Consider the following 26104-nt stretch of genomic DNA (forward strand, 5'->3'; position numbering starts at 1 on the left):
CGGCGGCAGGCACGGGCGGCTTCCTTTTCACGGCCTACAACTACGTGCTTCAGAAGTTCGGCAAGGATTTGAACGCCGACGAAAAGCGTGCGCTGCGTGAGGAGCTCGTCGAGGCGATGGAGCTGTCGCCCAAGGTGGGCCGCATGTGCGCGATGAACCTCTACCTGCACGGCATCGGCGGCGACCGGGTGGTGGTGCACACCGGCCACGACAGCCTCGCCGCGCCCTGGCACGAAGAGTATTCGCTGATCCTCGCCAACCCGCCGTTCGGCAAGAAGAGCAGCCTGCTGTTCGTCAACGAAGAAGGCGATACCGAGAAGGAAGACCAGGTCATCGTGCGCGAGGACTTCTGGACGTCGACCAGCAACAAGCAGCTCAACTTCGTGCAGCACATCTACACGCTGATGAAGATCGACGGCCGCGCCGCGGTGGTGGTGCCCGACAACGTGCTGTTCGAGGGCGGCGCCGGCGAGAAGCTACGCCGCAACCTGCTGGGTAAGTGCCGCGTGCACACGCTGCTGCGGCTGCCCACCGGCATTTGGTACTCGCCGGGAGTGAAGGCCAACGTGCTGTTCTTCGAGAAGAAAGAGGGCCGCGCCGAGGCGTGGACCGACAAGCTGTGGGTCTACGACCTGCGCACCAACATGCATTTCACGCTCAAGCAAAAGCCGATCCGCCGCGCCGACTTCGACGAGTTCGTCGACTGCTACAAGCCGGGGCGGCAGCACGAGCGGCGCGCGACCTGCAGCGAAGATCAGCCCGAGGGCCGTTGGCGCGGCTACGACTACGCGGAACTGCAAAAGCGCGACAAGCTCAGCCTCGACCTGTTCTGGATCAAGGACAAGAGCCTGACGGACACCGACTCGCTGCCCGAGCCCGACGTGCTGGCGGCGGAGATCGCCGACGAACTGGAGGCTGCGCTGGAGCAGTTCACGCGGATCGCGGCGCGCCTCAAGCCGTTGGCCTGAGGTGCAGCCTCAGCCCTGCAACCGGCGGTACTCGCTGTAGTGCCGGATCGCGCGGCCCTTGCGGCCGAGCATTTCGTACAGACGCGCCGCGTTGTAATGCGCGTCGGCCAGCTCGGGCTGGAGCTTCAGACAGGCCTCGTAGGTGGCGAGCGCCTCGTCGTCGCGGTGCAGGTCTTCGAGCGCGACGCCGAGGTTGAAGTGCAGCAGCGCCTCGCGCGGGACGTGCACCAGGCCTTGACGCAGCACCTCCACCGCTTCCTCGCAGCGGCTGGCCTCGCACAGCAGGCAGCCCAGGTTCAGCCACGCATCGGCGCGTTCAGGCGCCGCGGCGATGGCCTGCCGGTACGCTGCCTCGGCCCCGGCCGGGTCGTTGGCCTCGAGCGCGCAGGCGTGCTCGAACCAGTCGGGCGGCGGCTCGTCGTCGTGCTCGTTTTCTTGGCCCGCATGCGTCTGGGTTGCCCCGGCCAGCCGCGTGACTGCGCGGGCGCCGGGCGCGGTGCGCACCTCGAAGTCGATCAGCCACTGGCCGCTCTCGGCCTGCAGCGGCGCATCGCGCTCCCACACCGCCACCTCGTTGCCCACGGCCGCGATGCGCAGGCCGGTGAGTGGCAGCGTTTCAGGCAGGCGTTCGCGCAGGCGTTCGAGCGCCCTGACGATCTTGCGCGCCGGGATGCTGGCGGCTTGCAGGCCGTAGGCGGTGCGCATGAGCACCACGTCCTGGAAGGTAAAGCGCAGCTCGCGGCGCGGGCCGCGGCCGGGCGTGACGAATCCCGCCGACACCAGAGCGTTGATCACCGATCGCGGCAGGCCGAGCAATGTCTGGAGGCTGCGCACGGTGTAGCTGGCCGCCGCGTCGTCAGCGATGCGGGGTGCCGGGGCGCGCATCAGCGCACGCCGCGCCGTGCGCAGCGCCTCGCTTGGAGGTGCGTGCGAACGAGCCTCACTTGGGGGCGCGTGCGCGCGAGCCTCACTTGGGGGCGCGTGCGCGCGAGCCTCACTTGGCGGCGCGTGCGCGCGCCGGGGCGGGAGTCGCGCCCACGGTCTTGCCGGCGGCGCGCTTGGGGGCCTTGCGTTCCTGCACCGCAGGCGGCGCCGCCGCTTCCGCCTCCTTGCGCGCAGGCGTCGGCGCGGCCTTGGCCGGCACCTTGGCGGCCACCGCCCGCGGCACGCCCTTGCCGCCGCCCAGGCTCGCCCGCAGTGCGTCCATCAGGTCGATGACCTGGGCGCCGCCGCCGCTCTCGCGCGCCGCGCCCGCTTCCTCGGCCACCACGATTTCCTTGCCGGCGATTTTTTCGTCGATGGCGGCCTTGACGCGCTCCTTCTCCTCGTCCTTGAAGGCGCTCGGGTCGTAGCGGTCGACGCAGATCTGCTCGATGAGTTGCAGCGCGAGCTTCAGCTCGGTGGGCTTGGCCTCCACCCTTTCGATCTCCAGCTCGTTGATCGAGCGCACCTCGTCGGCATAGAGCAGTTGCTGCAGCACCAGGCCGCCTTCGCCGGGCCGCACCTGCACCGCGTATTGCTTGCCCTTCCAGGCCCAGGTGGCCAGCGCGCAGCGGCCGCTTTCGCGCATGGCGTCCATCAGCAGGCCATAGGGCTTGGCGCCGCGCTTGTCGGGCGCGAGGAAATAGGCCTTGTCGTAATAGATCGGGTCCACCGACGCCAGCGGCACGAAGGAGACGATGTCGATCGTGTGCCGCGAGCCCTCTTCCAGTGCCTTGAGCTCGGTGGGCTCGAACATGACGTAGCGGTCCTTCTCGAACTCGTAGCCCTTGACCATCTCGCTGCGCTCGACCGGGATGTTTTCCTTCACGCAGATGTATTGCTGCTTCACGCGCGAGCCGCATTTGTGCAGAAAATTGAAGTGAATGCCTTCCGAGGACTCGGTGGCGGAGTACAGTTTCACCGGAATGGAGACCAGACCGAAGCTGAGCGAGAGCGAGGCGATGGATCGAGCGGCCATGGGCAACCCCTTGTTCGTGTCACCGAGCGTCGGGCGCACGCCAGTCGGCGTCGCCCCGACAGTGACCAATCAAGCACCGGCAACAATCGTTCCCGGCACGCGGCGGGTCGCGTACCGCGCCCCGTTTTTGGAACCCGCGGTGGGTTGCCCGGCCTCGGTCGAGCCGAAGCCTCAGCACGGCGCAGCGGCCAGCGTCGGCCGGCTGAGGCACGGCTTCCTGTTCAGCCGGCCCGCCTTTCAGGTGGTCGGCGAGATCGCGCCTTCGGCCTGGGGCGGCGAGCGCTGTGTCCGGGCGAACGATGCGACGGCCTGAACGCCAGGCTCACTTCACCAGCGGTCGCACCGTCGTGAACCCGCCGTCCACCGCAATCACTTGCCCGGTAATGCGCGAGGCGCCGTTCGACAGCAGCCAGACCATCGTGTCGCGTTCATCGGCAACCCCTGTGTTGGTGGGTTTCAGTGGCTCCACCGCGCCTCACGCGTCCGCGACGCATGAAACGCTGATGGTGCGCGAGCGCATGCATTCGGCCCATTGCGGTCTTGCTCCCTCTCCTCGCTGGGGAGAGGGCTGGAGGGGGAGGCGGGGCTTTCGAGCCGCATGCGGTGAGCCCGCCGAGCGGCATCGGTTTGCAGACCGATGAGCACTGCAGGTGAGGGGCTGGCCGGGGCAAGCACAAATGGGTCGCAAGCAAACGGCCGCGTCGATCCCGTAAGACGTTTCCATCGAGCGACCGCAGGCTGCGCACGGCTTGCTGGTCAGCGACTGTTGGTTGTTTTGAACGAAGCAGCGGGCGGTGTCACGCCAGACTGCCGCGGCGCCGCAGTCGGCGGACGCGGCGCTATGGCAGTGCGCTCACGCCTTCTTCGCCCAGGCGCTGCACCAGCCCTTGGCAGCAACCTGCTTGCCCGGGAACAGCGCACATCCGCCGGCCGCGTCAGCCGCCTTTCCCTGATAGAGCATGCAGTTGCCGCAGGTTTGCCCGGCCGCGTACTTGGGAAACTTCTTGGTATCGGCGCGGCTGGCATCGTCGACGTAGCCCAGGGCCACGGCTTGCGGGTCCTTCTCATCGAGCTTGGCCTGTGCGCGGGCGCCGCTGCCGAGCGTGGCGCCGGCCGCCGCCACGGTGATCAGGAAGGCGCGTCGGGGAGTGTTCATGGGGTGTCCAATCAAGTGAGGGGCCGGAAGAAGCATGCAACTCGTCTGATGGCCTGGGGTCAGCCGAGCAGCCCGATCGGTCGAAGCGAGCCAAGAATACGCAAGTCGAATGGAAGCGTCGGTCGAACGGTCTTGGGCATCCTGCCGCAGCGCTTGGCCGGCAGCGCAGTGCGTTGACACCGTGCTCCGTCAGGCTTGCGGCCGCACCATCACGACCACACCGTCGGCATCCGCATAGAGCCAATCACCCGCCCTCACCCACACGCCCTGCACCTGCACGGGCGCGTCGCGCTGCCCTTCGCCGCGCTTGTCGGTCGGCAGCGGCATCAACGCCAATGCGCGAATGCCCACCTGGCAGGCGGCCAGCTCGGTTGCGTCGCGCACGCAGCCGTTGACGAGCACGCCGGCCCAGCCGTTCTTCGTTGCGGCCGCGGCGATGTTGCCGCCGACCAGCGCGCGCCGCAGCGACGCGCCGCCGTCCACCACCAGCACGCGGCCGACCCGGCCGTGGGGCGTCTCCACGATGCCCGGCTCATCGAGCGCCTGCTTGACCAGGCTGTTGTCCTCGAAGCACTTCACCGTGCTCACCGGGCCGGAGAATTTTGCGACGCCGCCGTAGCCGTGAAACACCGGCGGCAGCACGCGAAAGGCGCCGCTGGTGTCGCTCTTGTGGGCGTCGCAGAGGTCGCAGGTCGAGAAGGCCGGGGCGGTCATGGGGCGGGCGCTTGGTTGGCGTGCTGCGGTGTGGGACCTGGGTGCGGGCCGACCCTCACCCCACCCTCTCCCGCAAGGAGAAGGCGCGAGTTATTGCGGCTGCGCTTCGAGGCGTGAGCCGCGCAGCAACACCGTGCCGTCGGCGTCGAGCAGTTCGAGCAGGCCGTGGGCTGGCACGCGGGCGACCCTGGCGCGCTCGAGTGCGGTGAGGACGCGGTCTTCCTGCTCCATCAGGGCGTCGCCGCAGGCCTTGCGGCTGGTCACGAGCGGGCCCAGCTCGAGCTGGTTGGCCTCGAGGGTGTAGACGCTGCTCACGTTGTTGCAGCCGCCGTTGCCCGACAGCTTGCCGTCGCTGCCGAAGGCCAGGCGCGCATTGAGTTTGTGCAGCAGCGGCGCGGCGCGCGCCTGCTCGATCTTCCACAGGCCGAGCACCTTGGGGTCGGGCGCGGCGGCGATCCTGGCCGGTGCGTTGAGCGGCGCGGGGGGCGATGGCGCGGATGCGGGTGCGGGCGCCGCGCTCGGCGCCGGCGCGGTGGCGCAGGCGCCCAGCAGGCCAGCAAGGCAGGCGATCAAGCCATAACGGCGGTAGTGCGGCTGCGGCATGCGCATGGTCCTCGTTGGTTCTCAGCTTGCGGATTGTTGCTCGAGCGCATTGGCGCGGATCGCGGCGATGGTGGTGCGGCTGGTGATCACCTCGGTGTCGAGCACCAGGTGCAGCAAGGTCGATTGCGCTCGCACCAGCGCGGCGGCGAACGCAGGCTCGAACGCCTCGGTCGCATCGATGCGCTCCGACGCAAGCCCGTAGGCGCGCGCGAGCAGCACGAAGTCGGGGTTGGTGAGCGCGCTTGCGATCACGCGGCCCGGGTAAGCGTGCTCCTGGTGCATGCGGATCGTGCCGTAGCTGGCGTTGTCGACCAGGATCACGATGAGTCTGGCGCCATGCGCCTGGGCGGTGGCCAGCTCCTGGCCGGTCATGAGGAAGTCGCCGTCGCCGGTGAAGGCGACCACGCAGCGGCCGGGCTGCAACAGGCTCGCCGCAATCGCGGCCGGCACGCCGTAGCCCATGGCGCCCGAGGCCGGCGCGAGCTGTGTGCCCAGGCCGGCGTAGCGCCAGTAGCGATGCAGCCAGGCACTGAAGTTGCCGGCACCGTTGGTGAGGATGGCGTCGCCCGGTGCGAGGCGCTGCACGGCCTGCACCACCTCGGCCAGGTCGAGCGGCGCCACCGGCGGCGCCACCAGGTTGGCTTCGTAGTCGGCGTGCGCGGACTGCGTCCAGGCCGTCCAAGGCAGCTCGCAGGGACCGCCGAGCGCAGCCAGCGCCGCGGCGGCGTTGGGCATCGACGACTGCACCGCCAAATCGGCCTCGTACACACGGCCCAGCTCCTCGGCACCGACGTGGATGTGTACCAGCGTCTGCCTGGGACGCGGCGCCTCGAGCAAGGTATAGCCGCGGGTCGTCATCTCGTCCAGGCGCGGGCCCACGGCAATGATCAGATCGGCCTCACGCACGCGCTCTGCCAGCTTGGGATTGACGCCGATGCCTACATCGCCGGCATAGAGCGCGTGACGGTTGTCGAAGTGGTCCTGCGAGCGGAAAGCGCAAGCCACCGGCAACTGCCAGCGTTCGGCAAAGCGCTGCAGCGCGGCCACCGCAGCGGCGTCCCAAGCGCTGCCGCCGACGATCACGAGCGGACGCTCGGCGGCCAGCAACAAGCTGCGCAGCTCGAGCAAGACCTTCGGTGCCGGCGCGGCCTGCGCGGCGACGATGCGCGGCAGCACCGGCGCTGCAGTCGGCGTGCTCAGCATGTCTTCGGGCAGCACCAGCACCACCGGCCCGGGCCGGCCCTGCAGCGCGATGTGAAAGGCACGCGCCACGTACTCGGGCAAGCGATCGGCGCTCTGCACCTCGCCCACCCACTTGGCCAGGCCGCCGCTATTGGGGCCGAACACGGCGCGGTAGTCGAGCTCCTGGAAGGCTTCGCGGTCGCGCACGTCGGCACCCACCTGGCCGATGAACAGGATCATCGGTGTCGAATCCTGGAACGCGGTGTGCAGCCCGATGGCCGCGTTGGTGGCGCCCGGCCCGCGCGTCACGAAGCAAATGCCGGGTCGGCCGGTGAACTTGCCTTGCGCCTCGGCCATGAAGGCCGCGCCGCCTTCGTGGCGGCAGGCGATGAAGCGGATGTGCTCGCGGTGCTCCAGAAAGCCGTCGAGCACGGCAAGATAGCTCTCGCCCGGCACGCCGAAGCAGGTGTCGATGCCCTGCGCGATCAGCGCTTGCACCAGCGCATGGCCGGCCAGTCTTTCGTGCGTCGGCGCGGCGGGGTTTTGCATGCGGCACTGTAGCCGGCATGCCGTGCGCGCCGCCTCAGGCAGCGAGCGCGAAAACCCGGCCCCGCGCGACGTGCAGGCCCACCAGCCAGGCGGTCGCGACGCCGAACAAGAGCAGCAGTGCGGCGCCGTAAAAAATGCCGGCGGCATGCCCCCGGTCGAGCAACGCGCCGAACACCGGCGCGGCAAGCGCGAAGCCGATGTCAAGACCCGAATAAACCGCGCCGTAGACGCGCCCGGTGGCGCCGGGCGGTGCGGCGCGTTTGATGAGCATGTCGCGCGATGGCGCCGCCAGGCCGGTGCCAAAGCCCGCCAGCGCCGCGAGGGCGCACGCTGCCAGGCCCGGCAGCCACCCGGTGCCCGCCAGCAGCAGCAACAACGCCGCGCCCGCCATGGCCCAGCCGATGGTGCGTTCGACCCTTTCGGTGCGCGCCACCAGGAAGCCGCCCACCGCCATGCCGGCGGCGCCGCACAACATATAGGCGGTGACGACGAAGGCGGTCAAAGACAGCGGCAGGCCGTAGATCTTTTGCAGCGCCGGGCTCGCAAAACTCTGGATCGCGGTGAGTGCCGCGGTCGACCAGAAAAAGAAGCCAAAACACAGCCACACCGAAGGCTGTTTCAGGAAGGTGAGCGGGTGCTCGGGCGCCAAGCTCGAGGCGCGGGCCGGGGTTTGATGCACCCAGGTGCCCGAGCGATCGTCGAGCGCCGCACGGTTGCGCAGCATCACCACCAGCACCAGCGCCGCGAGCGCGGCCGCCGCGAGGTAGGCGATGCGCCACGAACCCGACAGCGCGGTGAGCCCGGCCAGGAACACCGGCGCCAGCGCCCAGCCGAGATTGCCGGTGATGCCATGCACCGAATACGCGTGCCCCAGGCGCGGCTGCGACACGCGCTTGTTGAGGATGGTGAAGTTCACCGGATGAAAAGCCGAATTGCCCAGGCCGGCCAGCACCGCGGCGAGCGCCAGCCCGGCGTAGCCGTTGGCGCCGGCCGCGGCGAGTGCGGCCACGACGAAACAGCCGAGTGCTGCCAACAGCACCGGCCTGGCGCCGACCTTGTCGACCAGGAAGCCGGCAAGCGCCTGGCCGATGGCGGAGACGACGAAGAACGCGCTCACCAGCAGACCCAGCTCGGAGTACGTCAGGCCGAAGTCGCGAATGAAGGCCGGAAACAGCGGCGGCAGCAACAGATGAAAGAAATGCGAGGTGCCGTGCGCAAGGCCGACCAGGCCGATGGTGCGCGCGTCATCGCGCAGCGCCACGGCGGCGACCGGCGAAGTGGCGGCGGGTGCATGCGGTGACGACCGCGATGGCGATGGCGATGGCGATGATCGCGGGGGCAAGAGCGCGTCGGACATGCCCGCATCCTAGGCAGCCGAGGCACGGCGCGCTTACGATAGCGTGTCAACTTCTGTCGAGATCATGCCAAAGCATCCCGTCTTGCCATCGACCCGTGCGGCCGTGAAGCCGATGCGCCGCCAGTCCACGAGCGCCGGCCCGGTCACGCCGCATCTGTTTGCCCCCACCGCCGAGCGGCCTCTGCGCGCCAAGCACAGCACCATGGCCGCCGACAGCCACGTGGAGCCGCACAGCCATCCGTGGGCGCAGCTCGCCTGGTCGGCCACCGGCGTGCTGCGCCTGACCGCCGAGCGCGGCACCTACCTCGTGCCGCCGTCGCGCGCGGTGTGGGTGCCCAGCGGCGTGGAGCACGCCATCACGGTGGTCGAAACCGCCGAGCTGCGCACGCTCTATCTGCGCGAAGGCCTGCACCGGCGCGCCGCGCGCAGTGCCGCAGCGAACCCGCGCGAGCCGGCGGACGACTGGCGCCACTGTCGCGTGCTCGAAGTCTCGGCACTGTTGCGCGCGCTGATGCTGGCCTTGCCGAGCGCACCCGACGGCGCTGCGGCGCCCTCGCCCGCCGAGTTGGAGCGTGAAAGGCTCATCGCTCCCCTGCTCGCCGACGAGTTGCGGCGCGCTCCGCCGGTGCGCCTGGGCGTGGCCCTGCCCGAGGACAAGCGTCTGCGGGCCCTGTGCGAAGCGGTGCTCGACCAGCCGACGCGCCACGCCACGCTGGCCGGCTGGGTGCGCGACATCGGCGCGAGCGAGCGCACCGTGGCGCGACTGTTTCGCGACGAACTCGGCACCAGCTTCGGCCAGTGGCGCCAGCAAGTGTTGCTGGCGCGCGCGCTCACGCTGACGGCGCGCAAGCGACCGATGAGCGAGATCGCCGCCGAGCTGGGCTACGCCAGCCCCAGCGCCTTCAGTGCGATGGTGCGGCGCTCGCTCGGCGCACCGCCGAGCCGCTTTTTCGCGTCGGCGTGACGGCCCCCTCGCCTCGTTGAATAGAGGGGTGGGGCAAGCAGGCAGTGGCATGCACGTCGGAGACAATTTGCATTCGGGAGCGTTTCAATGAGCACACAGATCCTCTACGACTTCACCAGGCAGGACGCGAGCGGCGCGAGCGTCACCGCGCAGGCCTGGGCGCGCGCGCCCGAACCGCTCACGCCCGCGAGCCGAGTGCAATTGAAGGCCCGCGCCAGGCAACTGCTCGTCGAGCGCGACGCCGTGCTCGTGGCGCACTACTACGTCGACGGCGACCTCCAGGACCTGGCGCTGGAGACCGGCGGCTGCGTGTCCGACTCGCTCGAGATGGCGCGCTTTGGCCGCGACCATGCTGCGCAGACGCTGGTGGTGGCTGGCGTGCGCTTCATGGGCGAGAGCGCCAAGATCCTCTCGCCCGAGAAGACCGTGTTGATGCCCGACCTGGAGGCCACCTGTTCGCTCGACCTCGGCTGCCCGCCGGATGAATTCGCCGCCTTCTGCGACGCCCACCCGGACCGCACCGTGGTGGTCTACGCCAACACGAGTGCGGCGGTGAAGGCGCGCGCCGACTGGATGGTGACGAGCTCCTGCGCCGTGGCCATCGTCGAGCACCTGCATGCCGAGGGTAAAAAAGTGCTGTGGGCACCCGACCGCCACCTCGGCCGCTACATCCAGGAACTGAGCGGCGCCGACATGCTGATGTGGCAGGGCGAATGCATCGTGCATGACGAGTTCAAGGGCATCGAACTCGAACTCATGAAGCGCGAGCATCCGGGTGCGCTGGTGCTCGTACACCCTGAATCGCCAAAGAGCGTGGTGGCACTCGCCGACGTGGTGGGCTCCACCTCGCAACTGCTCAACGCCGTGGTCAAGGGCACGCAGCAGACCTACATCGTCGCCACCGACAACGGCATCCTGCACCGCATGCGCCAGCTCGCACCGGGCAAGACCTTGCTCGAAGCGCCGACCGCCGGCGAAAGCGCCACCTGCAAGAGCTGCGCCCATTGCCCGTGGATGGCCATGAACGGGCTGCAAGGCCTGGTGGACTGCCTGGAGCGCTCCGGCGCCAACCGGCGCGGCGAGATCACCGTGCCCGAACCGACGCGCAGCCAGGCGCTGGGCTGCATCGAGCGCATGCTGGACTTCGTGAAGGCCCATCCCGCGTCGATCGCGACGCCGGCCCAGGGCCTGGTGCCGAACATCGGCGCCGCGTGAACGGCATGTTCGAACACAACGAGACGCTCGACGAAGCCCGCACGCGCAACGTGCATGACGCCTTGTTCGAGGACATCGGCCGCGCCGACTGGACCGGCCGGCTGGTGCCCGAAGGCCGGCGCGTGAAAGCCCGCGTCACGGTGCGCGAGGCCGCCGTGCTGTGTGGCCGCGACTGGTTCGATGCCTGCATCGCCGCGCTCGATGCCAGCGCCAGCGTGCAGTGGCACTACGCCGAAGGCGCCCGCATGAACGCCGACACGCCGGTGTGCGAGATCGAATCCGACGCGCGCGCACTGCTCGCCGCCGAGCGCCCCGCGCTCAACTTTCTGCAGCTGCTCTCTGCCACCGCCACGCTCACGCGCCGCCACGTCGACGCGATCGCTGGCGCCTCGCCCAACCCCGAGGGCTGCGCCATCCTCGACACCCGCAAGACCTTGCCCGGCCTGCGCCAGGCGCAGAAGTACGCCGTGCGCACGGGCGGCGGCCACAACCAGCGGCTGGCCCTTTGGCACGGCATCCTCATCAAGGAAAACCACATCGCCGCGGCCGGCGGCATCGCAGCGGCGCTCGAAGCCGCGCGCGAGTTGAAGGCGGGCGTCGACATCCAGATCGAGGTGGAAACCATCGCGCAGTTGCGCGAAGCGCTGGAACACGGCGCCGCGAGCGTGCTGCTCGACAACTTCAGCTTGGCGCAGATGCGCGAGGCGGTGGCCGTCGCTGCAGGCAGTGCGCTGCTTGAAGTCTCGGGTGGCGTCGCGCTGGATCAGGTGCGCGAGATCGCCGCCACCGGCGTGGACCGCATCTCGATCGGACGGCTGACCAAGGACGTGACCGCGACGGACTACTCGATGCGGGTGTTCGCCGGCTCCTGTTGAGACGGTCGCTACGCAGTCGCGACGCGCACAACGGCGGGCCGAGCAAAGCAGTCGACGGGCGACGTGCTTCGCTGCGCTGGAGCGCAGCCGCTCACACGCCCTCGGCTTAGCGCTTCCCGGCCAGCCCCTCACCCCAGCCCCCGGGGGAGCGGGAGCAAGCGAGCCGCGGGTTTGCGCCGCCGGGCTGGCCCCCATCCCAGCCTTCCCCAACGGGGGAAGGAGCAAGACCCAACGCAGCCTGACTGCCTAAGACCCCGGCCGCCGTTTGATCTTGCGCGCCAAGATGGTCGGAAAGCTCACCGGCAGCGTGTCGGGGAAGTCGCGGCTGTAGTGCAGGCCGCGGCTTTCGTGGCGGCTCAGCGCCGAGCGCACGATCAGCTCGGCGCCGTCGACGAGGTTGCGCAATTCCAGCAGGTCGCGCGTGACGCGGAAGTTGGCGTAGTAGTCGTCGATCTCGCTGCGCAGAAGCTTGATGCGGTGCAGCGCCCGCTCCAGCCGCTTGGTGGTGCGCACGATGCCGACGTAGTTCCACATCAGGAGGCGCAGCTCGTCCCAGTTGTGCGAGATCACCACCTGCTCGTCGGCGTTTTCGACCTGGCTCTCGTCCCAAGCCGGCAGGGTGCGCGGCGGTCGCTCGCCCTGCGCCAGGATGTGCTCGGCGCAGGTCTTGCCGAGCACCACGCACTCGAGCAGCGAATTGCTGGCCAGACGGTTGGCGCCGTGCAAACCGGTGTAGGTGGTTTCGCCCACGGCGTAGAGGCCGGGGACATCGGTGCGGCCGTCGAGATCGGTGACCACGCCGCCGCAGGTGTAGTGCGCCGCCGGTACCACGGGGATGGGCTGGCGAGCGATGTCGATGCCCAGCGCCAGGCAGCGCGCGTGGATGGTCGGGAAGTGCTCCCGCAGGAAGGCTTCACCGAGGTGCGTGGCGTCGAGCCACATGTGGTCCAGGCCGTGCTTCTTCATTTCGAAGTCGATGGCGCGCGCAACGATGTCACGCGGCGCCAGTTCCAGCCGCGCATCGTGCGCCGCCATGAAACGCGTGCCGTCCGGCAGCTTCAGCTGCGCGCCCTCGCCGCGCAGCGCCTCGGTGATGAGAAAGCTGCGCTCCTGCGGGTGATACAGGCAGGTCGGGTGGAACTGGATGAACTCCATGTTGCCGACGCGGCAGCCGGCGCGCCACGCCATCGCGATGCCGTCGCCGGTGGCGGTGTCGGGGTTGCTGGTGTAGCGGTAGACCTTGCCCACGCCGCCGGTGGCCAGCACCACGGCGGTGGCCGGCAGCGTCTCCACGCGCTGGGCGTCGATGTCGAGCGCGTAGACGCCGTAGCAGCGCGGTTGTTCGTCGGCCCTGAGCAAGCGCGAGGTGATGAGATCGACCGCCATCCAGCGTTCACGCAGCACGATGTTGGGGTGGCGCTTGACCTGGTCGAGCAGCACGTCGTGAATGGCCTTGCCGGTGGCGTCGGCCGCGTGCGCGATGCGCCGCACCGCGTGGCCGCCTTCGCGTGTGAGGTGCAGGCCGAGCGGGCCGGCGGGGTCGGCCGAGAACGGCACGCCCCGCTCGACCAGCCACGCCACCGCGTCGGCGCTGTGTTCGGCGATGAAGCGCGCGGTGCGTTCGTCCACCAGGCCGGCACCCGCGTCTTGCGTATCGCGCACGTGGCTCTCGATGCTGTCGTCGCTGCCGAGCACGCCGACGATGCCGCCCTGCGCCCAGGCGGTGGCGGATTCATCGAGGTTGCGCTTGGCGAGCACCACGACGGGGTGGGTCGGGGCGATTTGCAGCGCCACGGTGAGCCCCGCAAGGCCTGCACCGACGATCACCACGGGCGGCGGGCGGGCGGGAGACGGGAAATTCGGCATGTCGGCGACCGTGCGGGCAGCGACCGTGCCGGTATGGCGCGGCATTCGGCACGGATTCTATCGACGCCGCTTGCCGCAACGGCGTGCGCGCCGGGGTTGTTCGCGGGCCCCGACTACACCCCGACTACACTTTGCTCGGGCGCAGTCAAGGCGCTCGAACGAACAGCGTTTCGCCCGCGCACCGCGCCGCACCCTGGGATGAGCGCAGCCCCATGACCCAAGCCTTCGACCGCCCTGAACGCCTGATCGCCCAGGCGTCGACCACGGTCGCCCGGACCTGGAAAGCAACCGACGTACAGACCCAGGTCGCCACGCGCCTGGTCGCCAGCCCGCAAGACGACGCCGGCGAGCAGCAAGACATCGGCCGCGCGGTCGGCAACGGCGTGCGCGAAATGTTCGTCACCTGCGAGCCGGCCGAAGCGCTTGGCCAGCAGTTCGATCATCTGCGGCCCGAGTTCGTGACCGTGCATGACCTGGGCACCAACCAGTCGCGCAAACTGCTCACCGGCATCGCGGCGGCTTGCAGCAGCCCGGTGCAAAAACTCAGCGTGCGCCGCAACGGCGCCGGCACCGAACTGGCCGTGATCGAGTTCGTCGACGTGCTGGCGAGCAACGGCAAGCCGGTGCGCTTCTACAGCACCGAAGTCGAGGCCGACACCGTGAACCGGCAGGCGATCGCGCGCGTGCTGCTCGGGCGCAGCCTGCTGGGCATCGTGATGGTGGCCGAGTTGCCGGCGCACGCTCTGGCCAGCGCCCTGGCGCCGTGGCGCGAGGCGGCGTTGCGCAGCGGCTGGCGCTGCGCTCGGCTGCTGTTCATGCCGCTCGGCCCCGGCGCAGCCCTGCCCGCCGAGATCGGCAAGTTTCGCAACGCAACCTCGGTCAACGCCAGCGCGACCTCGCGCGTCACGCGGCCGGCCGAGGTGTGGAGCCAGCTCGGCGCCGCCTGGAACGATCTGCAGCGCCAGCGTTCGAACGCGCCGGACAGCAGTGCCATGCCCTTGCTGGGCACCGCTGCGACCGAGCGCGCCGCCGCGACGGCGCGGGCCGTCCACGCGGCAGCGACCCCGTCGCCGGCTGAGCCCGGCGCCGCACCGGCGGCAGCGACCCCCGCGCGGGCCGTACCCGGCTCCGCACCGGCGGCACGCGACTCGCGCCCTGCGCCGCTTGCCGCCACACCGTCATCGCACGCACCGCTGCCAATGCCCGTGATCGGAGCGCTCGCACCCTCGCACGACGCGCCGCTGGAGCGCTACCTGCACGACCTGAGCCATCTCGTCGGCGTGGTGAGCGCGTGCGCCTTCGACACCACCACCGGGCAAGCAATCGGCCATGCCGGCGCCCGCCCCGGGCCCGACGACCTGGCGCGCCACGGCACCGCCCTGCTGACCGCCCTGGCGGGCGCAAGCCGCGACATGGGCCTGGGTGCCGCCGTGCCCGACTGCAGCATCACGTTCGGCCAGCACCACCTGCTGCTGCGGGCGATGCCGGCGCACCCGGGGCTGGCGTTGCATGTCGTGCTCGACAAGGCGCACGCCTCGCTCGGCCTCGTGCTGGCGCAGATGCGACGGCTCGACGAAGCGCTGATCGACGGCTATCGGGCCGTGACATAACGGCGGCCCGTTCAAGCGCGCTCAAGGCACCGCGCGCTCGAAGCTGAACTCGCCCGGTGCGCGGATCGGGTCCACGTCCACCGGGATCACGTCCTTGGGTGCAAAGCGGCCTTCGAGCAGCAGCTTGGAGAGCGGGTTCTCGATGCGCTGCTGGATCGCGCGCTTGAGCGGACGGGCACCGAACGCCGGATCGAAGCCGACCTTGGCCAGCTCGGCCAGCGCCGCGGGTGACACGTCGAGCTTGAGGTCGAGCTTGGCGAGCCGCTGCTCGAGCGCACGCAACTGGATGCCGGCAATCGCCTCGATGTGCCTGGCGTCGAGCGCATGGAACACGACCGTCTCGTCGATGCGGTTCAAGAACTCCGGGCGGAAGTGGACCTTGAGCTCCGCCCACACCGCCTCGCGAATCAGCTCATGGTCCTGCCCCTGCATCTGCATGATCTGGTGCGAGCCCAGGTTGCTGGTCATCACGATCACGGTGTTCTTGAAGTCGACCGTGCGGCCCTGGCCATCGGTCAGGCGCCCGTCGTCGAGCACCTGCAGCAACACGTTGAACACGTCCGGGTGCGCCTTCTCCACCTCGTCGAGCAGCAGCACCGAGTAAGGCTTCCTGCGCACCGCTTCGGTCAGGTGGCCGCCCTCGTCGTAGCCCACGTAGCCCGGCGGCGCGCCGATCAGCCGCGCGACCGAATGCTTTTCCATGAACTCGCTCATGTCGACGCGGATCAGGTGGTCTTCGCTGTCGAACAAGAAGCCCGCCAGCGCCTTGCACAGCTCGGTCTTGCCGACGCCGGTGGGGCCGAGAAAGAGAAAGCTGCCGGTCGGGCGGTTCGGGTCGGACAGGCCCGCGCGCGAACGGCGGATCGCATCGGCCACGGCGCGAATCGCCTCGTCCTGGCCGACCACGCGCTCATGCAGCCGGGCCTCCATGCCGAGCAGCTTCTGGCGCTCGCCCTGCATCAGCTTGGCCACCGGGATGCCGGTGGCGCGCGCCACCACTTCGGCGATCTCTTCGGCACCGACGATAGTGCGCAGCAAGCTCGGCTTGCCACTGCTGGCACCGCCCGCCTCCTTGGCCTGCGCCTCCTTGAGCTTGGCTTCGAGCTCCGGCAGGCGCTTGTACTGCAGCTCGGCGACCTTGTTGAAGTCACCCTTGCGCATGAACTCCTCGATCTCCGTGCGGGCCCGGTCGATGTCTTCCTTGAGCTGCGCCGACCCCTGAGCGGCGGCCTTCTCCGCCTTCCAGATTTCGTCCAGGTCGGCGGCTTCGCGCTCGAGCTTGGCAATCTCTTCCTCGATCAACCCAAAGCGTTTTTGCGAGGACTCGTCCTTCTCGCGCCGCACCGCCTCGCGTTCGATCTTGAGCTGGATCAGGCGCCGGTCGAGCCGGTCCATCACCTCGGGCTTGGAATCGATCTCGATCTTGACCTTGGCCGCCGCCTCGTCGATGAGGTCGATCGCCTTGTCGGGCAGGAAGCGGTCGGTGATGTAGCGCTGGCTCAGCTCGGCCGCGGCGACGATCGCCGGGTCGGTGATCTCCACCCCGTGGTGGACCTCGTACTTCTCCTGCAGCCCGCGCAGGATGGCGATGGTGGCCTCGACCGTCGGTTCGCCCACCAGCACCTTCTGGAAGCGCCGCTCGAGCGCCGCGTCCTTCTCGACGTACTTGCGGTACTCGTTGAGCGTGGTCGCGCCGATGCAGTGCAGCTCGCCGCGCGCCAACGCGGGTTTCAACATGTTGCCGGCGTCGATCGCGCCTTCGGCCTTGCCGGCGCCGACCATGGTGTGAATCTCGTCGATGAAGACGATGGTCTGGCCCTCATCGGCCGCCACTTCCTTGAGCACCGACTTCAGCCGCTCCTCGAACTCGCCGCGGTACTTGGCGCCGGCCAGCAAGAGCGCCATGTCGAGCACCAGCACGCGCTTGTTCTTGAGCGACTCCGGCACCTCGCCCGCCACGATGCGCTGCGCCAGGCCTTCGACGATGGCCGTCTTGCCGACGCCCGGCTCGCCGATCAGCACCGGGTTGTTCTTGGTGCGCCGCTGCAGCACCTGGATGGCGCGGCGGATCTCGTCGTCACGGCCGATCACCGGGTCAAGCTTGCCGGCGCGCGCGCGCTCGGTCAGGTCGAGCGTGTATTTCTTCAGCGCTTCGCGCTGGCCTTCGGACTCGGCCGAGTCGACCTTCTGCCCGCCGCGCACCGTGTCGATCGCCGACTCCAGCGACTTGCGGTTAAGCCCGTTGGCGCGCGCGAGCTTGGCGACATCACCCTTGTGATCGGCCAGCGCCAGCAGGAACAGCTCGCTGGCGATGAACTGGTCGCCGCGCTTGATGCCTTCCTTTTCGGCGGCCTGCAGCAAGGCAACGGTTTCGCGGCCGGCCTGGATGCCTTCGTTGCCCTGCACCTGCGGAAGCCGGGCCATCTGGGCGTCGAGCGCGCCGCGCAAGGCGGCGGTGTTGACGCCGGCGCGGTCGAGCAGACTCTTGGGGCCGTCGGCCTGCTCGAGCAGCGCGGCCATCAGGTGGGCCGGTTCGATGTAGGGGTTGTCGCGCCCGAGCGCCAGCGTCTGCGCCTCGCCCAGCGCTTCCTGGAACTTGGTGGTGAGCTTGTCGAGTCGCATACGGGATTCCTTCGGGTTGACCGAGAGATGGCCCCGCAGCATGGCATTTCAAGCCGATGGCGGCTTGACGGGGCGCAAGGCGGCACTGCCTTGCCTGAGGCTGGTCGGCGCGGGGCGGTCGGTGCTGCACCGAGATGCGCGTAGTGCGTACGACGAACGGCTGCGCGATGTCATCACCGACTGTCTTTGCCAGGCGCAGACGAACCCGGGTCGTGCCGCAGCCTACTGCTCGAGCCGCAATATCTCGAGCTGCTCGGCCACGGTCTGGAAGGTGCCCGCGCCCGAGGGCATCTGCAGCAGCGGCTTCAAGTCCGCGTTAAGCAGCCACACCGTCGGATAGACGAGCATGCGCGCGCGCTCGTCGCCGATGGCGCGCTGGAATTCGGTGTACGACCAGCTGCGTTCGCCGACCTTGATGACGAGCGCCGTGGCCAGCACCGTCAGCGAGCTGCGCAGATCGACCAACAGGTAGTCGCGGGCGAAGTACGGCGTCAGTTCTTTGGCGTTCTCGGCGAGGAAGGCCTCGTAGTTGCGGCAATAGCGGCAGTCGTTGGCGCCCAGGTAGAGGTAGAGGCGCTTGTTGTCGCGCTTGGCGCGCTGCACGGCAGCACTCAGGTCGAACTCGGCGCGCTGCGGCAGGCCGGTCGGCTCGATGACCATCGCGCCGTAGGCGCTCGGCAGGCCCAGGGCGTGCGCCGGCAACCAGGCGAGGGCGAGTGCCGCCGCGCCGCCAGCCAGCAGGAGGCGACGCGCGGCAAGGACGGCAGTCGCGGCAGACACGGCCCCCGCCTACCGAACCGCCAGCGTGCCGAAGAAGTGGCCTTCCTTCGAGTCCTCGACCTCCGCCCTCAGCTCGCCGGCCGCCTGCGGCACGAAGTTAAAGCGCAAGGTCGGGTTCTCGCTGACGGAGAAATCGAGGTCGGCCTCGAACAGTTTGCGCTGCGCGTAGCTCACCTTGATGGAGCGCACGAAGTGCGGCGGGATGAACATGACCGTTTGGTTGTTCAGCTCGAAGCCGGTGTCGTTGGGGTGGATCACCGTCACGTCGGCCGGGGTAGGCGCGTTCATCTTCACCGGGTCGTGAACCTTGAGCACGGTCTTGCCGATGAGGTGCAGCGAGTCGCGGTTGGGTGGCGCCGAGCAGCCGCCCGAGGTCTTGACGTAGCGCGAGTCCATGTGCAGCTCGCCGTTGGACAGCTCGGTGATGACGCGCACGTGGCTGTATTCGTCCACGCGCAGCCGCGTTTCGAAGTCGGCTTGGCCGAGCTCGGTGGTCAGGTCGATCACCGCGGCGATCGGCGACGGGTTCTTGTCGACCAGCAGGTAGAGCTTCTTGACATACAGCTCGGCCGTCTGCGGCAGCTTGGAGACGATCTTGATCGGCACCGACGCACCGTAGGCCGCCCGCAGCGGCACGATCAGCTCCACCCTGGGCGAGGCCGACGTCGCAGCGACTTCGATCTTGCGGTCCTGGAACAGCTTGCCGCGCAGGTTTTCCCATTCGGGCGAAGAGTCCGCATGCGCCACGTTGGTCGGCAGGCCGCCGACGACGGCGCGCGCGGCCGAGGGCACCAGCGCCGCCACGGCCGCGCCGATCAGCGCCCGTCTTGCCAATTTCACCTTGCTGCGCATTCGCTTGCTCCTGCTGGGGCCGACCCGGCCAATTACTGCTGCTTCAACATCTGCTCGCGCTCCACCCGCACGAACACGATCGATGCGTTGCGGCGGTGGATCGAGTCGTACTGGTCCCAGCTTCGGAAGGCCGGCAACACGGTGGCGTCGGGCACTTCGCTCAGCGCTGCGCCAGCGGTCGCCAACTCTATCAAACGACTCTCGAGCTGGCGCAGATAAGCGGCCACGGCGCCGACCACGGCGGGGCGTGCGAGCGGCCCGTGCCCCGGCACCACGGCGGTGAGCGGCAGCTCGCTCAGCTGCACGAGCGCCTGCTGCCAGCCGCGCAGCTCGGCGTCCTGCACGTCGGGGATGCGACGCTCGTCGAGCAGGCCGCCGGCGAACAGCACGCCGCTTTGCTCGTCGAGCACGGCGATGTCGCCGGGCCCGCTGGAATGGCCGAAGTACATCACGCGCAGCGGCCGGCCGATGTCGTGCAGCGTATGGCCTTGGTCGAACAGGCGGTCCGGCACGACCACCGCGCTGCCGCGCATTTCTTCCGCGCCCAGCGTCGCGGTCAGGCGCTTGAGGCAGGTTTCGCACCGCGCCTTCATCAGGCCGGCGGTCTTGCGGTGCGTGGCGACCTCGATGCCCTGCTCGCGATACGCCGTGGCGCCAAAGAGGAACTCCTGACGCGTGTGGGTGACGAGCGCCAGCCGCACCGGCTTGTCGGTCACCGCCTTGATCGCCGCCAGCAACAGCATGCCGTGCCGGTGCGAGGTGCCGGTGTCGATCGCCACCACGCCGGTCTCGCCGACCACGAAGCCGGCATTGCCGATGCGGCCGAGGTTGCCCACGTCGACCTCGCCGCTCGCGCCTTGCAGCATGTAGACGCCCGGCGCCACTTCGCTGGCGCGCGGTACGGTCAAGGTGCCCGGAGCGCCCGGCCCGCTGGCGCACGCACCCAGCAGCACTGTGGCGGCGAGCATGGCCAACAGGCGACGGGTGACGGGCAGCATGGCGGGCGCCGACTTTACCGGGCGCGGGGTCAATTTGTGCGCCGCGGCCGACTTTGCCTTCGGGTGCGGCGCGTGGACGCGGTCTTCGCCCGGTTGGGCGTGGTGGCGCTGGTCCTCGTGCAGCGCGTGCGTGTGCAGGCGGTGGTCGAGCACGACGCGGCGCCCGCCCATCATTGAGAAGGGCGGATGAATCGCCGCAGAGCAGCGTTGCCGCATCGTGCGCACAATCGCCACCCCATGAAGCTGTCTGTCCTCGACCAATCCGTTTCGCTCGCGGGCAGCGACGAAGACGCCGCCATCCGCGACACGCTCGAGCTCGCGCCGCACTGCGAAGCGCTCGGCTACGAGCGCTTCTGGCTCAGCGAACACCACGGCCTGGCCACCATCGTCGGGACCGCGCCCGAGGTGCTGATGGCGGCGGTGGCCGCGCGCACGCGGAGCATCCGCATCGGCAGCGCCGGCGTGATGCTGCCGCACTACTCGGCGCTCAAGGTGGCCGAGCAGTTCCGCGTGTTGGAGGCGCTGGCGCCGGGGCGCATCGACCTCGGTGTGGGCCGCGCGCCGGGCAGCGACATGCGCACCGCAGTGGCGCTCAACCCGAATGCGCACCAGGCGGCCGAGCGCTTCCCCGAGCAGGTGCGCGAGCTGCAGGCCTGGACCGAGGGCAAGCCGCTCGGCGGCATCGTGGCGCATCCGCGCGTGGTGCGCGGCTACGAGCGCGCGCCCGAGGTCTGGATCCTCGGCAGCTCCGACTATGGCGCGCGACTCGCAGCGCACTTCGGTCTGCCCTATGCATTTGCCTATTTCTTCACCGATGGCCAGGGCGTGGAGCAGGCGCTGGGTCTCTACCGCTCGCTCTACCAACCCAGCGAGCGCCACCCCGAGCCGCAGGCCACCATCTGCGTATGGGCGCTGGCGGCCGACTCCAGCGCCGCGGCACGCCACCACGCGCTCAGCCGGGAACGCTGGCGACTGGATCGCGCGCGGGGACACTTCGGGCCGCTGCTCGCGCCGGATCGCATCGCCGAGCAAGGTTTCTCGCCCGAAGAGCGGCCGCTGCTCGAAGCGAGCCAGCGCCGCGCGCTGGTCGGCAGCGGCGCCGAAGTGGCGTCGCAGCTGCGCGCGCTCGCCGCGGCGCTGCAACTCGACGAACTGGTCATCAACACCTGGGCGCACGACCCGGCCGTGCGCCGTCACTCCTATGCGCTGCTGGCGCGGGAACTCGGGCTGGCCGCGAAAGTCCATACTCAATGACTTTGTCGAACAAGGAACGATCCGCAATGAAGAACTGGTTGTTCGCCCTTCTCGTGGCCGCGCTCGGTGCCGGTGCGCTGGCGCCCTCTGACGTCGAGGCACGGCGCCTGGGCGGCGGCGGCTCGGCTGGCATGCAGCGCAGCACCCCCCCGCGCGCCACCCCCGATGCCGTGCCGGCCAAGCCCGCCGCGCCGACGCAGGCCGCACCCGCCGCCGCAGCCGCGCCCGCTGCGGCGGCCGCCGCCGCGCCCAAGCGTTCCTGGATGGGCCCGATCGCGGGCCTGGCCGCCGGCCTGGGCATCGCGGCGCTGATGAGCCACCTGGGCATGGGCGCAGCCTTCGGCAACTTCCTGATGATGGCCCTGCTGGCCGTGGCGGCGGTGTTCGTGATCCGCTGGGTGATGCGTCGCATGAGCGGCCCGCGCCTGGCGACGCAAGGTGCGGACGGCCGCATCGGCGATGCCCCCATGGCGCGCGAACCGCTCTGGCCTGCCGCCGCGGTGCCGGTGGCTGCGGCGCCGCTCCTGACGGCGGACCCGGTCGGCGCAGCCGCGCCGGGCGCCGAGATGGCCGTGCCGCCAACGCAGCAGGCCGCCGGCACGCTGCCGAGCGGCTTCAACGCGGCCGGCTTCGAGCGCAGCGCCAAGATGATCTTCATCCGCATGCAGGCGGCCAACGACAGCGCCGACCTCGACGACCTGCGTGAGTTCACCACCCCGGAGATGTTCGCCTCGCTGCGCCTGGACCTGCAGGAACGCGGCGCCGCCGTCCAGCGCACCGACGTGCTCAAGGTCGACGCCGAACTGCTCGACGTGACCCAGGAACCCGGCCGCCAAATCGCCAGCGTGCGTTTCCACGGCCTGGTGCGCGAGGAACGCGAAGCCGCGGCGAACGACTTCGACGAAGTCTGGCACCTCGTCAAGCCCGACGACGGCAGCCGCAACTGGACCATCGCGGGCATTCAGCAGCGCCACTGAAGCAGCGATCGCCGCAACCCCTCGACAGCGTTGGACGTTGCCGAGGGGTTTGTTTTTTTGGAACCGGCCGCTTGACGGTTGAACCGGGCTACTCCTCGTCGCCTCCCAGCACCGACCCCAGCAGCCCGCCCGCCCCGAAACCGCCCAGCACCGACCCTTCCTCGCGCGCGCCACCCCGCTGCGGCGCAGCGGCAAACACACGCGAAGCCAGGCGCGAGAACGGCAGGCTTTGCAGCCAGATGGTGCCGGGGCCGGTGAGCTTGGCGAAGAACAGGCCTTCGCCGCCGAACAGCGCGGTCTTGACCTTGCCGACGTACTGGATCTCGAAGTTGACGCTCCGCGTGTAGGCGACCACGCAGCCGGTGTCCACCAGCAGCGGCTCGCCCGCCTGCAACTCGCGCCGCAACACCGTGCCGCCGGCATGCACGAAGGCCAGGCCGTCACCGTCGAGCCTTTGCATGATGAAGCCTTCGCCGCCGAAGAAGCCCACTGAGAGCTTGCGCTGGAAGGCGATGCCCAGGCTCACGCCGCGCGCGGCGCACAGGAACGCGTCCTTCTGGCAGATCAGCGTGCCGCCGAGTTGGCTTAGGTCCATCGGCAGGATCTTGCCGGGGTAAGGCGCCGCGAAGGCGACGCGCTGCCTGGTGTTCACCTGGTTGGTGTAGACGGTGGTGAACAGCGACTCGCCCGTCACCAGCCGCTTGCCGGCGCCGATGAGCTTGCCGAAGATGCCGCCCTGCTGTGCCGAGCCATCACCGAACACCGTGTCCATGCCGATGCCCACGTCCATGAACATCATGCTGCCGGCTTCGCCGATGGCCGCCTCGCCGGGGTCGAGTTCGACCTCGACGAACTGCATTTCCGCGCCCTTGATCTCGAAATCCACCATGTCCATTGCCATACCGCCTCCATGAGTTCGTTAGCGCACGTTTACATCGAAGCGATGGTAGCCAGGGGACGACGACCCTCTCTAGCGTGGCAAGGCCGGGGCGACAATCGCGCACGCCGCTTCCTGCCTCGGCGAACGCCGAGCGTCGGTTTTGATTCAGCAAGAAAGCGCGACGCTGACCTTGACGCGCATGCACGCCGAACCGGCCCTCACGATCCACGCACCGTCTACGAGGCCAAGCGCCAGGGCCGCAAGCGTGCGGTGACGGCCCACCAGGATGGGCAGGACACGGTGTTCGGGACAGGCCGCTCGCTCGGCCTGGACGCACTCGGCGCCGTCGTCACCCCGCCGCAAGCCGCAGGTGCGTGAACAGGCCCGATTGCTCGGTCGACGTGGTCGAAGCCATGACGATGCGCTTGTCCTGCGGCTCGGCCCACGCGGGCGCTGCAAAACACGCGATGCCGAGCGCGAGCAACGCGCGCCGTCCCATCTTCACCATGGCAACTCCCCTTTGAGAAACAGTCGGGCTTCCGGCGCCACGGCGTCTTCAAAAAACTCCGCGATCGGAGCATCGGCCAGCACGCGCCCATGCTCGAGATAGACCACGCGCCGCGCCAGCCGTTTGACCTGCCCGAGGTTGTGCGAGGCCATCAGCAAGGTCATGCCGTGCTCGCTGAACTCTTCCAGCAGCGCCTCGACCTCGCGCTTGGCGCTCGGGTCGAGGCTCGCGGTGGGCTCGTCGAGCAGCAGCACGTCGGGCTGCAGCGCCCAGGCGCGCGCCAGCGCCAGTCGCTGCTGCTGCCCACCCGAGAGCGCCTGCGCCGCCCGGGCGGCCTCGCCGTGCAGTCCCACGCGGCGCAGCGCCTCGGCCGTGCGCGCTTGCGCGTCGGCCCCGCGCACGCCACCCAACCACAGCGCCAGGCGCACGTTGGCGGCGGCGGAAAGGCGCAGCAGGAAGGGCCGCTGGAACAGCATCGCAAAACGCAGCGCTCGCCCATGCGCCGCAACGCCTTGGCTGCGCGTGCCGACGCTCGGCGCCAGCAAGCCGTGCAGCACGCGCAGCAGGCTGCTCTTGCCCGAACCGTTGGCGCCCACGAAGGCGACGCGCTCGCCCGGCGCGATGCACAGGCTCACGCCACACAGCGCTTCATGCGCGCCATAACGCAGGCCCACCTGATCAAGCGCGATCAGCGCCGGCTCAGCCATGCGCCGCTCCCGCTGCGCCCGGCCTGGCCTGCGGCGCACTGCCTGGCGCCTCGCCGTGGGCACGCGCGGCCCACGCCCGCACCAGCGCAATGAGCGCATTGAGCAGCAGCACCACGCCGAGCAACACCGCGCCGAGCGCCAGCGCCAGCGGCAGATCGCCCTTGCTCGTCTCCAGCGCGATGGCGGTGGTCATGACGCGCGTATGGCCGTCGATGTTGCCGCCCACGATCATCACCGCGCCGACCTCCGAGACGGCGCGCCCGAAAGCCGCCAGCAGCACCGTCAACACGACCATGCGCTCGTCCCACAACAGCAGCGCGCCGGCGCTCCAGCGGCCGGCGCCGAGCGAGCGCAGCTGCTCGCCGTTCTGCTGCCAGCTCGCCTCGACCGCCTCGCGCGTGAGCGCCGCCACCACCGGCATGACCAGCACGGTCTGCGCAATCACCATCGCGGTGGGCGTGAACAGCAAGCCCCACGAACCCAGCGGCCCGGAGCGCGAGAGCAGCAGATAGACCACCAGCCCGACCACCACCGAGGGCAGCGCGAGCAGCGTGTTAAGTAGCACGAGTAGCGCGCGCCGCCCCGGGAAGCGCGCCACCGCGAGCGCCGCACCGCCGGCCAGCCCGAACCCTGCGGCCAGCACGCAGGCGCTGCCGCTCACACCGAGCGACAGCGCGACCACCTGCAACAGGCGCGGCTCGGCCTCTGCGATCAATGCGAAGGCGGTGTGCAGGCTCTGAATGAAGGGGTCCATCGGTGAAAGGTTTGCCCTCGCGAATGGCCCGGAGCGGGCCGCAGCAAGCCGCGATGCTAGGGATGCACCCCTGCCCTGGCGATATGTACGCGGCTGCATAACAGCGCGAAATTCCCGGCGAGACGCGGGCGCGATGCCGTCAAAATTTCGCGGTGACCGGATTTGTTCGTGTCCAAGTGCTACGAGGAAGCTCCCGCCACGCCGTATTGGTTTCACTTCCGTCGGCCCGCTCAGGCACCGAACGCGGCACGATGTTCCCCGCGGCAAGCCCGGCGCCAACGGCGCGCAGGCTCGCCGACACTCAATCACCAACGGCGGGCGGCTCACACGCCGTCAGCAACGCGAGGAGCGGTATGGAGAAACACCAGAGAAAGGCCGACGACGAGCCTTCCATCATCGGCGCTCAGAAGGCCCAGGCGATGTACCAGGTACTCGCGGACACCGCCGCCTGCGGCCTGCGGCGCAGGGCCTCGGACGCCGCCGAAGTGCCGCTCGTCTCAGAGCTGGTCGGCCTGGAATGGCTGGCCTGGGAAGCGGGGCGTTTGCGCATGACGCCCACCGGCCAGGAGGGCTCCAACCTGTTGCGACGCCATCTGGAGGCGACGTCGAACACGCGCACCAGCTTCCAATTTCCCGGTTAGCGCCGCGCGTAGCAGCCGGCCCGGCACGGGCTGGCGCGATCCGGCCACGACCTGCGCACGCGGGCCGTCTCGATGTTCGAGGCGCCCGAGTCGCGCGCCGCGTACGGCACAC

26 protein-coding genes are annotated in these 26104 nt (G+C 69.5%); 9 read left to right on the forward strand and 17 right to left on the reverse strand.

Going from position 1 to position 26104, the window contains the following annotated elements:
* The coding region (locus RMO12_RS08955; protein WP_309639024.1) for an N-6 DNA methylase at positions 1-968 on the forward strand (968 nt) is incomplete at its 5' end.
* 9 nt (positions 969-977) lie between these two features.
* On the opposite strand, the gene RMO12_RS08960 is transcribed toward RMO12_RS08955, so the two are convergent.
* Both RMO12_RS08960 and RMO12_RS08965 read right to left on the reverse strand, forming a co-directional pair.
* Positions 978-1853 (reverse strand): tetratricopeptide repeat protein, encoded by an 876-nt coding sequence (locus tag RMO12_RS08960; protein ID WP_309639025.1) that lies wholly within the window; start codon positions 1851-1853, stop codon positions 978-980.
* Between the two features lie 109 nt (positions 1854-1962).
* Positions 1963-2928, reverse strand: a complete 966-nt coding sequence (locus tag RMO12_RS08965) for a Ku protein (protein WP_309639026.1) — start codon at positions 2926-2928, stop codon at positions 1963-1965.
* Between RMO12_RS08965 and RMO12_RS08970 the strand changes: the two genes are divergently transcribed.
* Positions 2927-3241, forward strand: a complete 315-nt coding sequence (locus RMO12_RS08970; RefSeq protein WP_309639027.1) for a hypothetical protein — start codon at positions 2927-2929, stop codon at positions 3239-3241. The two genes, RMO12_RS08965 and RMO12_RS08970, sit on opposite strands and share 2 nt — an antisense overlap.
* A 9-nt stretch (positions 3242-3250) precedes the next feature.
* On the opposite strand, the gene RMO12_RS08975 is transcribed toward RMO12_RS08970, so the two are convergent.
* The 6 genes from RMO12_RS08975 to RMO12_RS09000 all read right to left on the reverse strand — a co-directional run bounded on the left by RMO12_RS08975 (position 3251) and on the right by RMO12_RS09000 (position 8393).
* On the reverse strand, positions 3251-3397 hold the full coding sequence (locus tag RMO12_RS08975) for an SDR family oxidoreductase (protein WP_309625243.1): 147 nt from the start codon (positions 3395-3397) through the stop codon (positions 3251-3253).
* 384 nt (positions 3398-3781) lie between these two features.
* Positions 3782-4084: a high-potential iron-sulfur protein gene (locus RMO12_RS08980; RefSeq protein WP_309625244.1), complete on the reverse strand. Its 303-nt coding sequence runs from the start codon at positions 4082-4084 to the stop codon at positions 3782-3784.
* A gap of 189 nt (positions 4085-4273) precedes the next feature.
* The gene (rraA, locus tag RMO12_RS08985) at positions 4274-4798 is read right to left on the reverse strand and encodes a ribonuclease E activity regulator RraA (RefSeq protein ID WP_309639028.1); all 525 of its coding nucleotides are present in this window, start codon (positions 4796-4798) and stop codon (positions 4274-4276) included.
* Positions 4799-4888: 90 nt separating this feature from the next.
* A complete protein-coding gene (locus tag RMO12_RS08990; protein ID WP_309639029.1) occupies positions 4889-5407 on the reverse strand; it encodes an META domain-containing protein in 519 nt (172 codons plus the stop codon).
* 15 nt (positions 5408-5422) lie between these two features.
* Entirely contained in the window at positions 5423-7132 is a 1710-nt protein-coding gene (locus RMO12_RS08995; RefSeq protein ID WP_309639030.1) for a thiamine pyrophosphate-binding protein, read from the reverse strand.
* Between the two features lie 34 nt (positions 7133-7166).
* Positions 7167-8393 (reverse strand): MFS transporter, encoded by a 1227-nt coding sequence (locus RMO12_RS09000; protein ID WP_309639031.1) that lies wholly within the window; start codon positions 8391-8393, stop codon positions 7167-7169.
* Between the two features lie 160 nt (positions 8394-8553).
* Here RMO12_RS09000 and RMO12_RS09005 point away from each other — a divergent pair, with 160 nt between their 5' ends.
* From RMO12_RS09005 to nadC, 3 genes are all read left to right on the forward strand, one after another.
* Positions 8554-9453, forward strand: coding sequence for an AraC family transcriptional regulator (locus tag RMO12_RS09005; protein ID WP_405029650.1), 900 nt, complete (start codon positions 8554-8556; stop codon positions 9451-9453).
* An 87-nt stretch (positions 9454-9540) separates the two neighbouring features.
* Positions 9541-10668, forward strand: a complete 1128-nt coding sequence (gene nadA, locus RMO12_RS09010) for a quinolinate synthase NadA (RefSeq protein ID WP_309625250.1) — start codon at positions 9541-9543, stop codon at positions 10666-10668.
* A 5-nt stretch (positions 10669-10673) separates the two neighbouring features.
* Complete coding sequence (gene nadC / locus RMO12_RS09015; protein ID WP_309625251.1) at positions 10674-11543, forward strand: carboxylating nicotinate-nucleotide diphosphorylase; 870 nt, start codon at positions 10674-10676, stop codon at positions 11541-11543.
* 246 nt (positions 11544-11789) lie between these two features.
* Here the strand turns inward: nadC and nadB are convergent, their stop codons facing one another.
* The gene (nadB, locus tag RMO12_RS09020; protein WP_309625253.1) at positions 11790-13409 is read right to left on the reverse strand and encodes an L-aspartate oxidase; all 1620 of its coding nucleotides are present in this window, start codon (positions 13407-13409) and stop codon (positions 11790-11792) included.
* Positions 13410-13621: 212 nt separating this feature from the next.
* Here nadB and RMO12_RS09025 point away from each other — a divergent pair, with 212 nt between their 5' ends.
* Complete coding sequence (locus RMO12_RS09025) at positions 13622-15019, forward strand: hypothetical protein (RefSeq protein ID WP_309639032.1); 1398 nt, start codon at positions 13622-13624, stop codon at positions 15017-15019.
* Positions 15020-15040: 21 nt separating this feature from the next.
* Here the strand turns inward: RMO12_RS09025 and clpB are convergent, their stop codons facing one another.
* From clpB to RMO12_RS09045, 4 genes are all read right to left on the reverse strand, one after another.
* The gene (gene clpB, locus RMO12_RS09030) at positions 15041-17641 is read right to left on the reverse strand and encodes an ATP-dependent chaperone ClpB (protein WP_309639033.1); all 2601 of its coding nucleotides are present in this window, start codon (positions 17639-17641) and stop codon (positions 15041-15043) included.
* Positions 17642-17863: 222 nt separating this feature from the next.
* Positions 17864-18421, reverse strand: coding sequence for a thioredoxin family protein (locus RMO12_RS09035; RefSeq protein WP_309625969.1), 558 nt, complete (start codon positions 18419-18421; stop codon positions 17864-17866).
* 9 nt (positions 18422-18430) lie between these two features.
* Positions 18431-19273, reverse strand: coding sequence for a quinoprotein dehydrogenase-associated SoxYZ-like carrier (locus RMO12_RS09040; protein WP_309625970.1), 843 nt, complete (start codon positions 19271-19273; stop codon positions 18431-18433).
* Between the two features lie 32 nt (positions 19274-19305).
* On the reverse strand, positions 19306-20271 hold the full coding sequence (locus tag RMO12_RS09045) for an MBL fold metallo-hydrolase (protein ID WP_309639034.1): 966 nt from the start codon (positions 20269-20271) through the stop codon (positions 19306-19308).
* A gap of 237 nt (positions 20272-20508) precedes the next feature.
* Between RMO12_RS09045 and RMO12_RS09050 the strand changes: the two genes are divergently transcribed.
* On the forward strand, positions 20509-21525 hold the full coding sequence (locus RMO12_RS09050) for an LLM class flavin-dependent oxidoreductase (RefSeq protein WP_309639035.1): 1017 nt from the start codon (positions 20509-20511) through the stop codon (positions 21523-21525).
* Positions 21526-21551: 26 nt separating this feature from the next.
* The gene (locus RMO12_RS09055) at positions 21552-22502 is read left to right on the forward strand and encodes a Tim44-like domain-containing protein (RefSeq protein WP_309639036.1); all 951 of its coding nucleotides are present in this window, start codon (positions 21552-21554) and stop codon (positions 22500-22502) included.
* 88 nt (positions 22503-22590) lie between these two features.
* On the opposite strand, the gene RMO12_RS09060 is transcribed toward RMO12_RS09055, so the two are convergent.
* The 4 genes from RMO12_RS09060 to RMO12_RS09075 form a co-directional block, all read right to left on the reverse strand.
* On the reverse strand, positions 22591-23403 hold the full coding sequence (locus tag RMO12_RS09060; protein ID WP_309639037.1) for a TIGR00266 family protein: 813 nt from the start codon (positions 23401-23403) through the stop codon (positions 22591-22593).
* A 328-nt stretch (positions 23404-23731) separates the two neighbouring features.
* Positions 23732-23890, reverse strand: coding sequence for a hypothetical protein (locus RMO12_RS09065; RefSeq protein ID WP_309639038.1), 159 nt, complete (start codon positions 23888-23890; stop codon positions 23732-23734).
* Positions 23884-24597 (reverse strand): phosphate ABC transporter ATP-binding protein, encoded by a 714-nt coding sequence (locus RMO12_RS09070; RefSeq protein ID WP_309625976.1) that lies wholly within the window; start codon positions 24595-24597, stop codon positions 23884-23886. Before RMO12_RS09070 ends, RMO12_RS09065 begins: the two co-directional genes overlap by 7 nt.
* On the reverse strand, positions 24590-25351 hold the full coding sequence (locus RMO12_RS09075) for an ABC transporter permease (RefSeq protein WP_309625977.1): 762 nt from the start codon (positions 25349-25351) through the stop codon (positions 24590-24592). Before RMO12_RS09075 ends, RMO12_RS09070 begins: the two co-directional genes overlap by 8 nt.
* A gap of 353 nt (positions 25352-25704) precedes the next feature.
* On the opposite strand from RMO12_RS09075, the gene RMO12_RS09080 reads away from it, so the two are divergent.
* Positions 25705-25992, forward strand: coding sequence for a hypothetical protein (locus RMO12_RS09080; RefSeq protein ID WP_309639039.1), 288 nt, complete (start codon positions 25705-25707; stop codon positions 25990-25992).
* Positions 25993-26104: the final 112 nt, after the last annotated feature.

It is taken from the genome of Methylibium sp., assembly GCF_031393925.1.
Taxonomy (GTDB): Bacteria; Pseudomonadota; Gammaproteobacteria; order Burkholderiales; family Burkholderiaceae_C; genus Methylibium.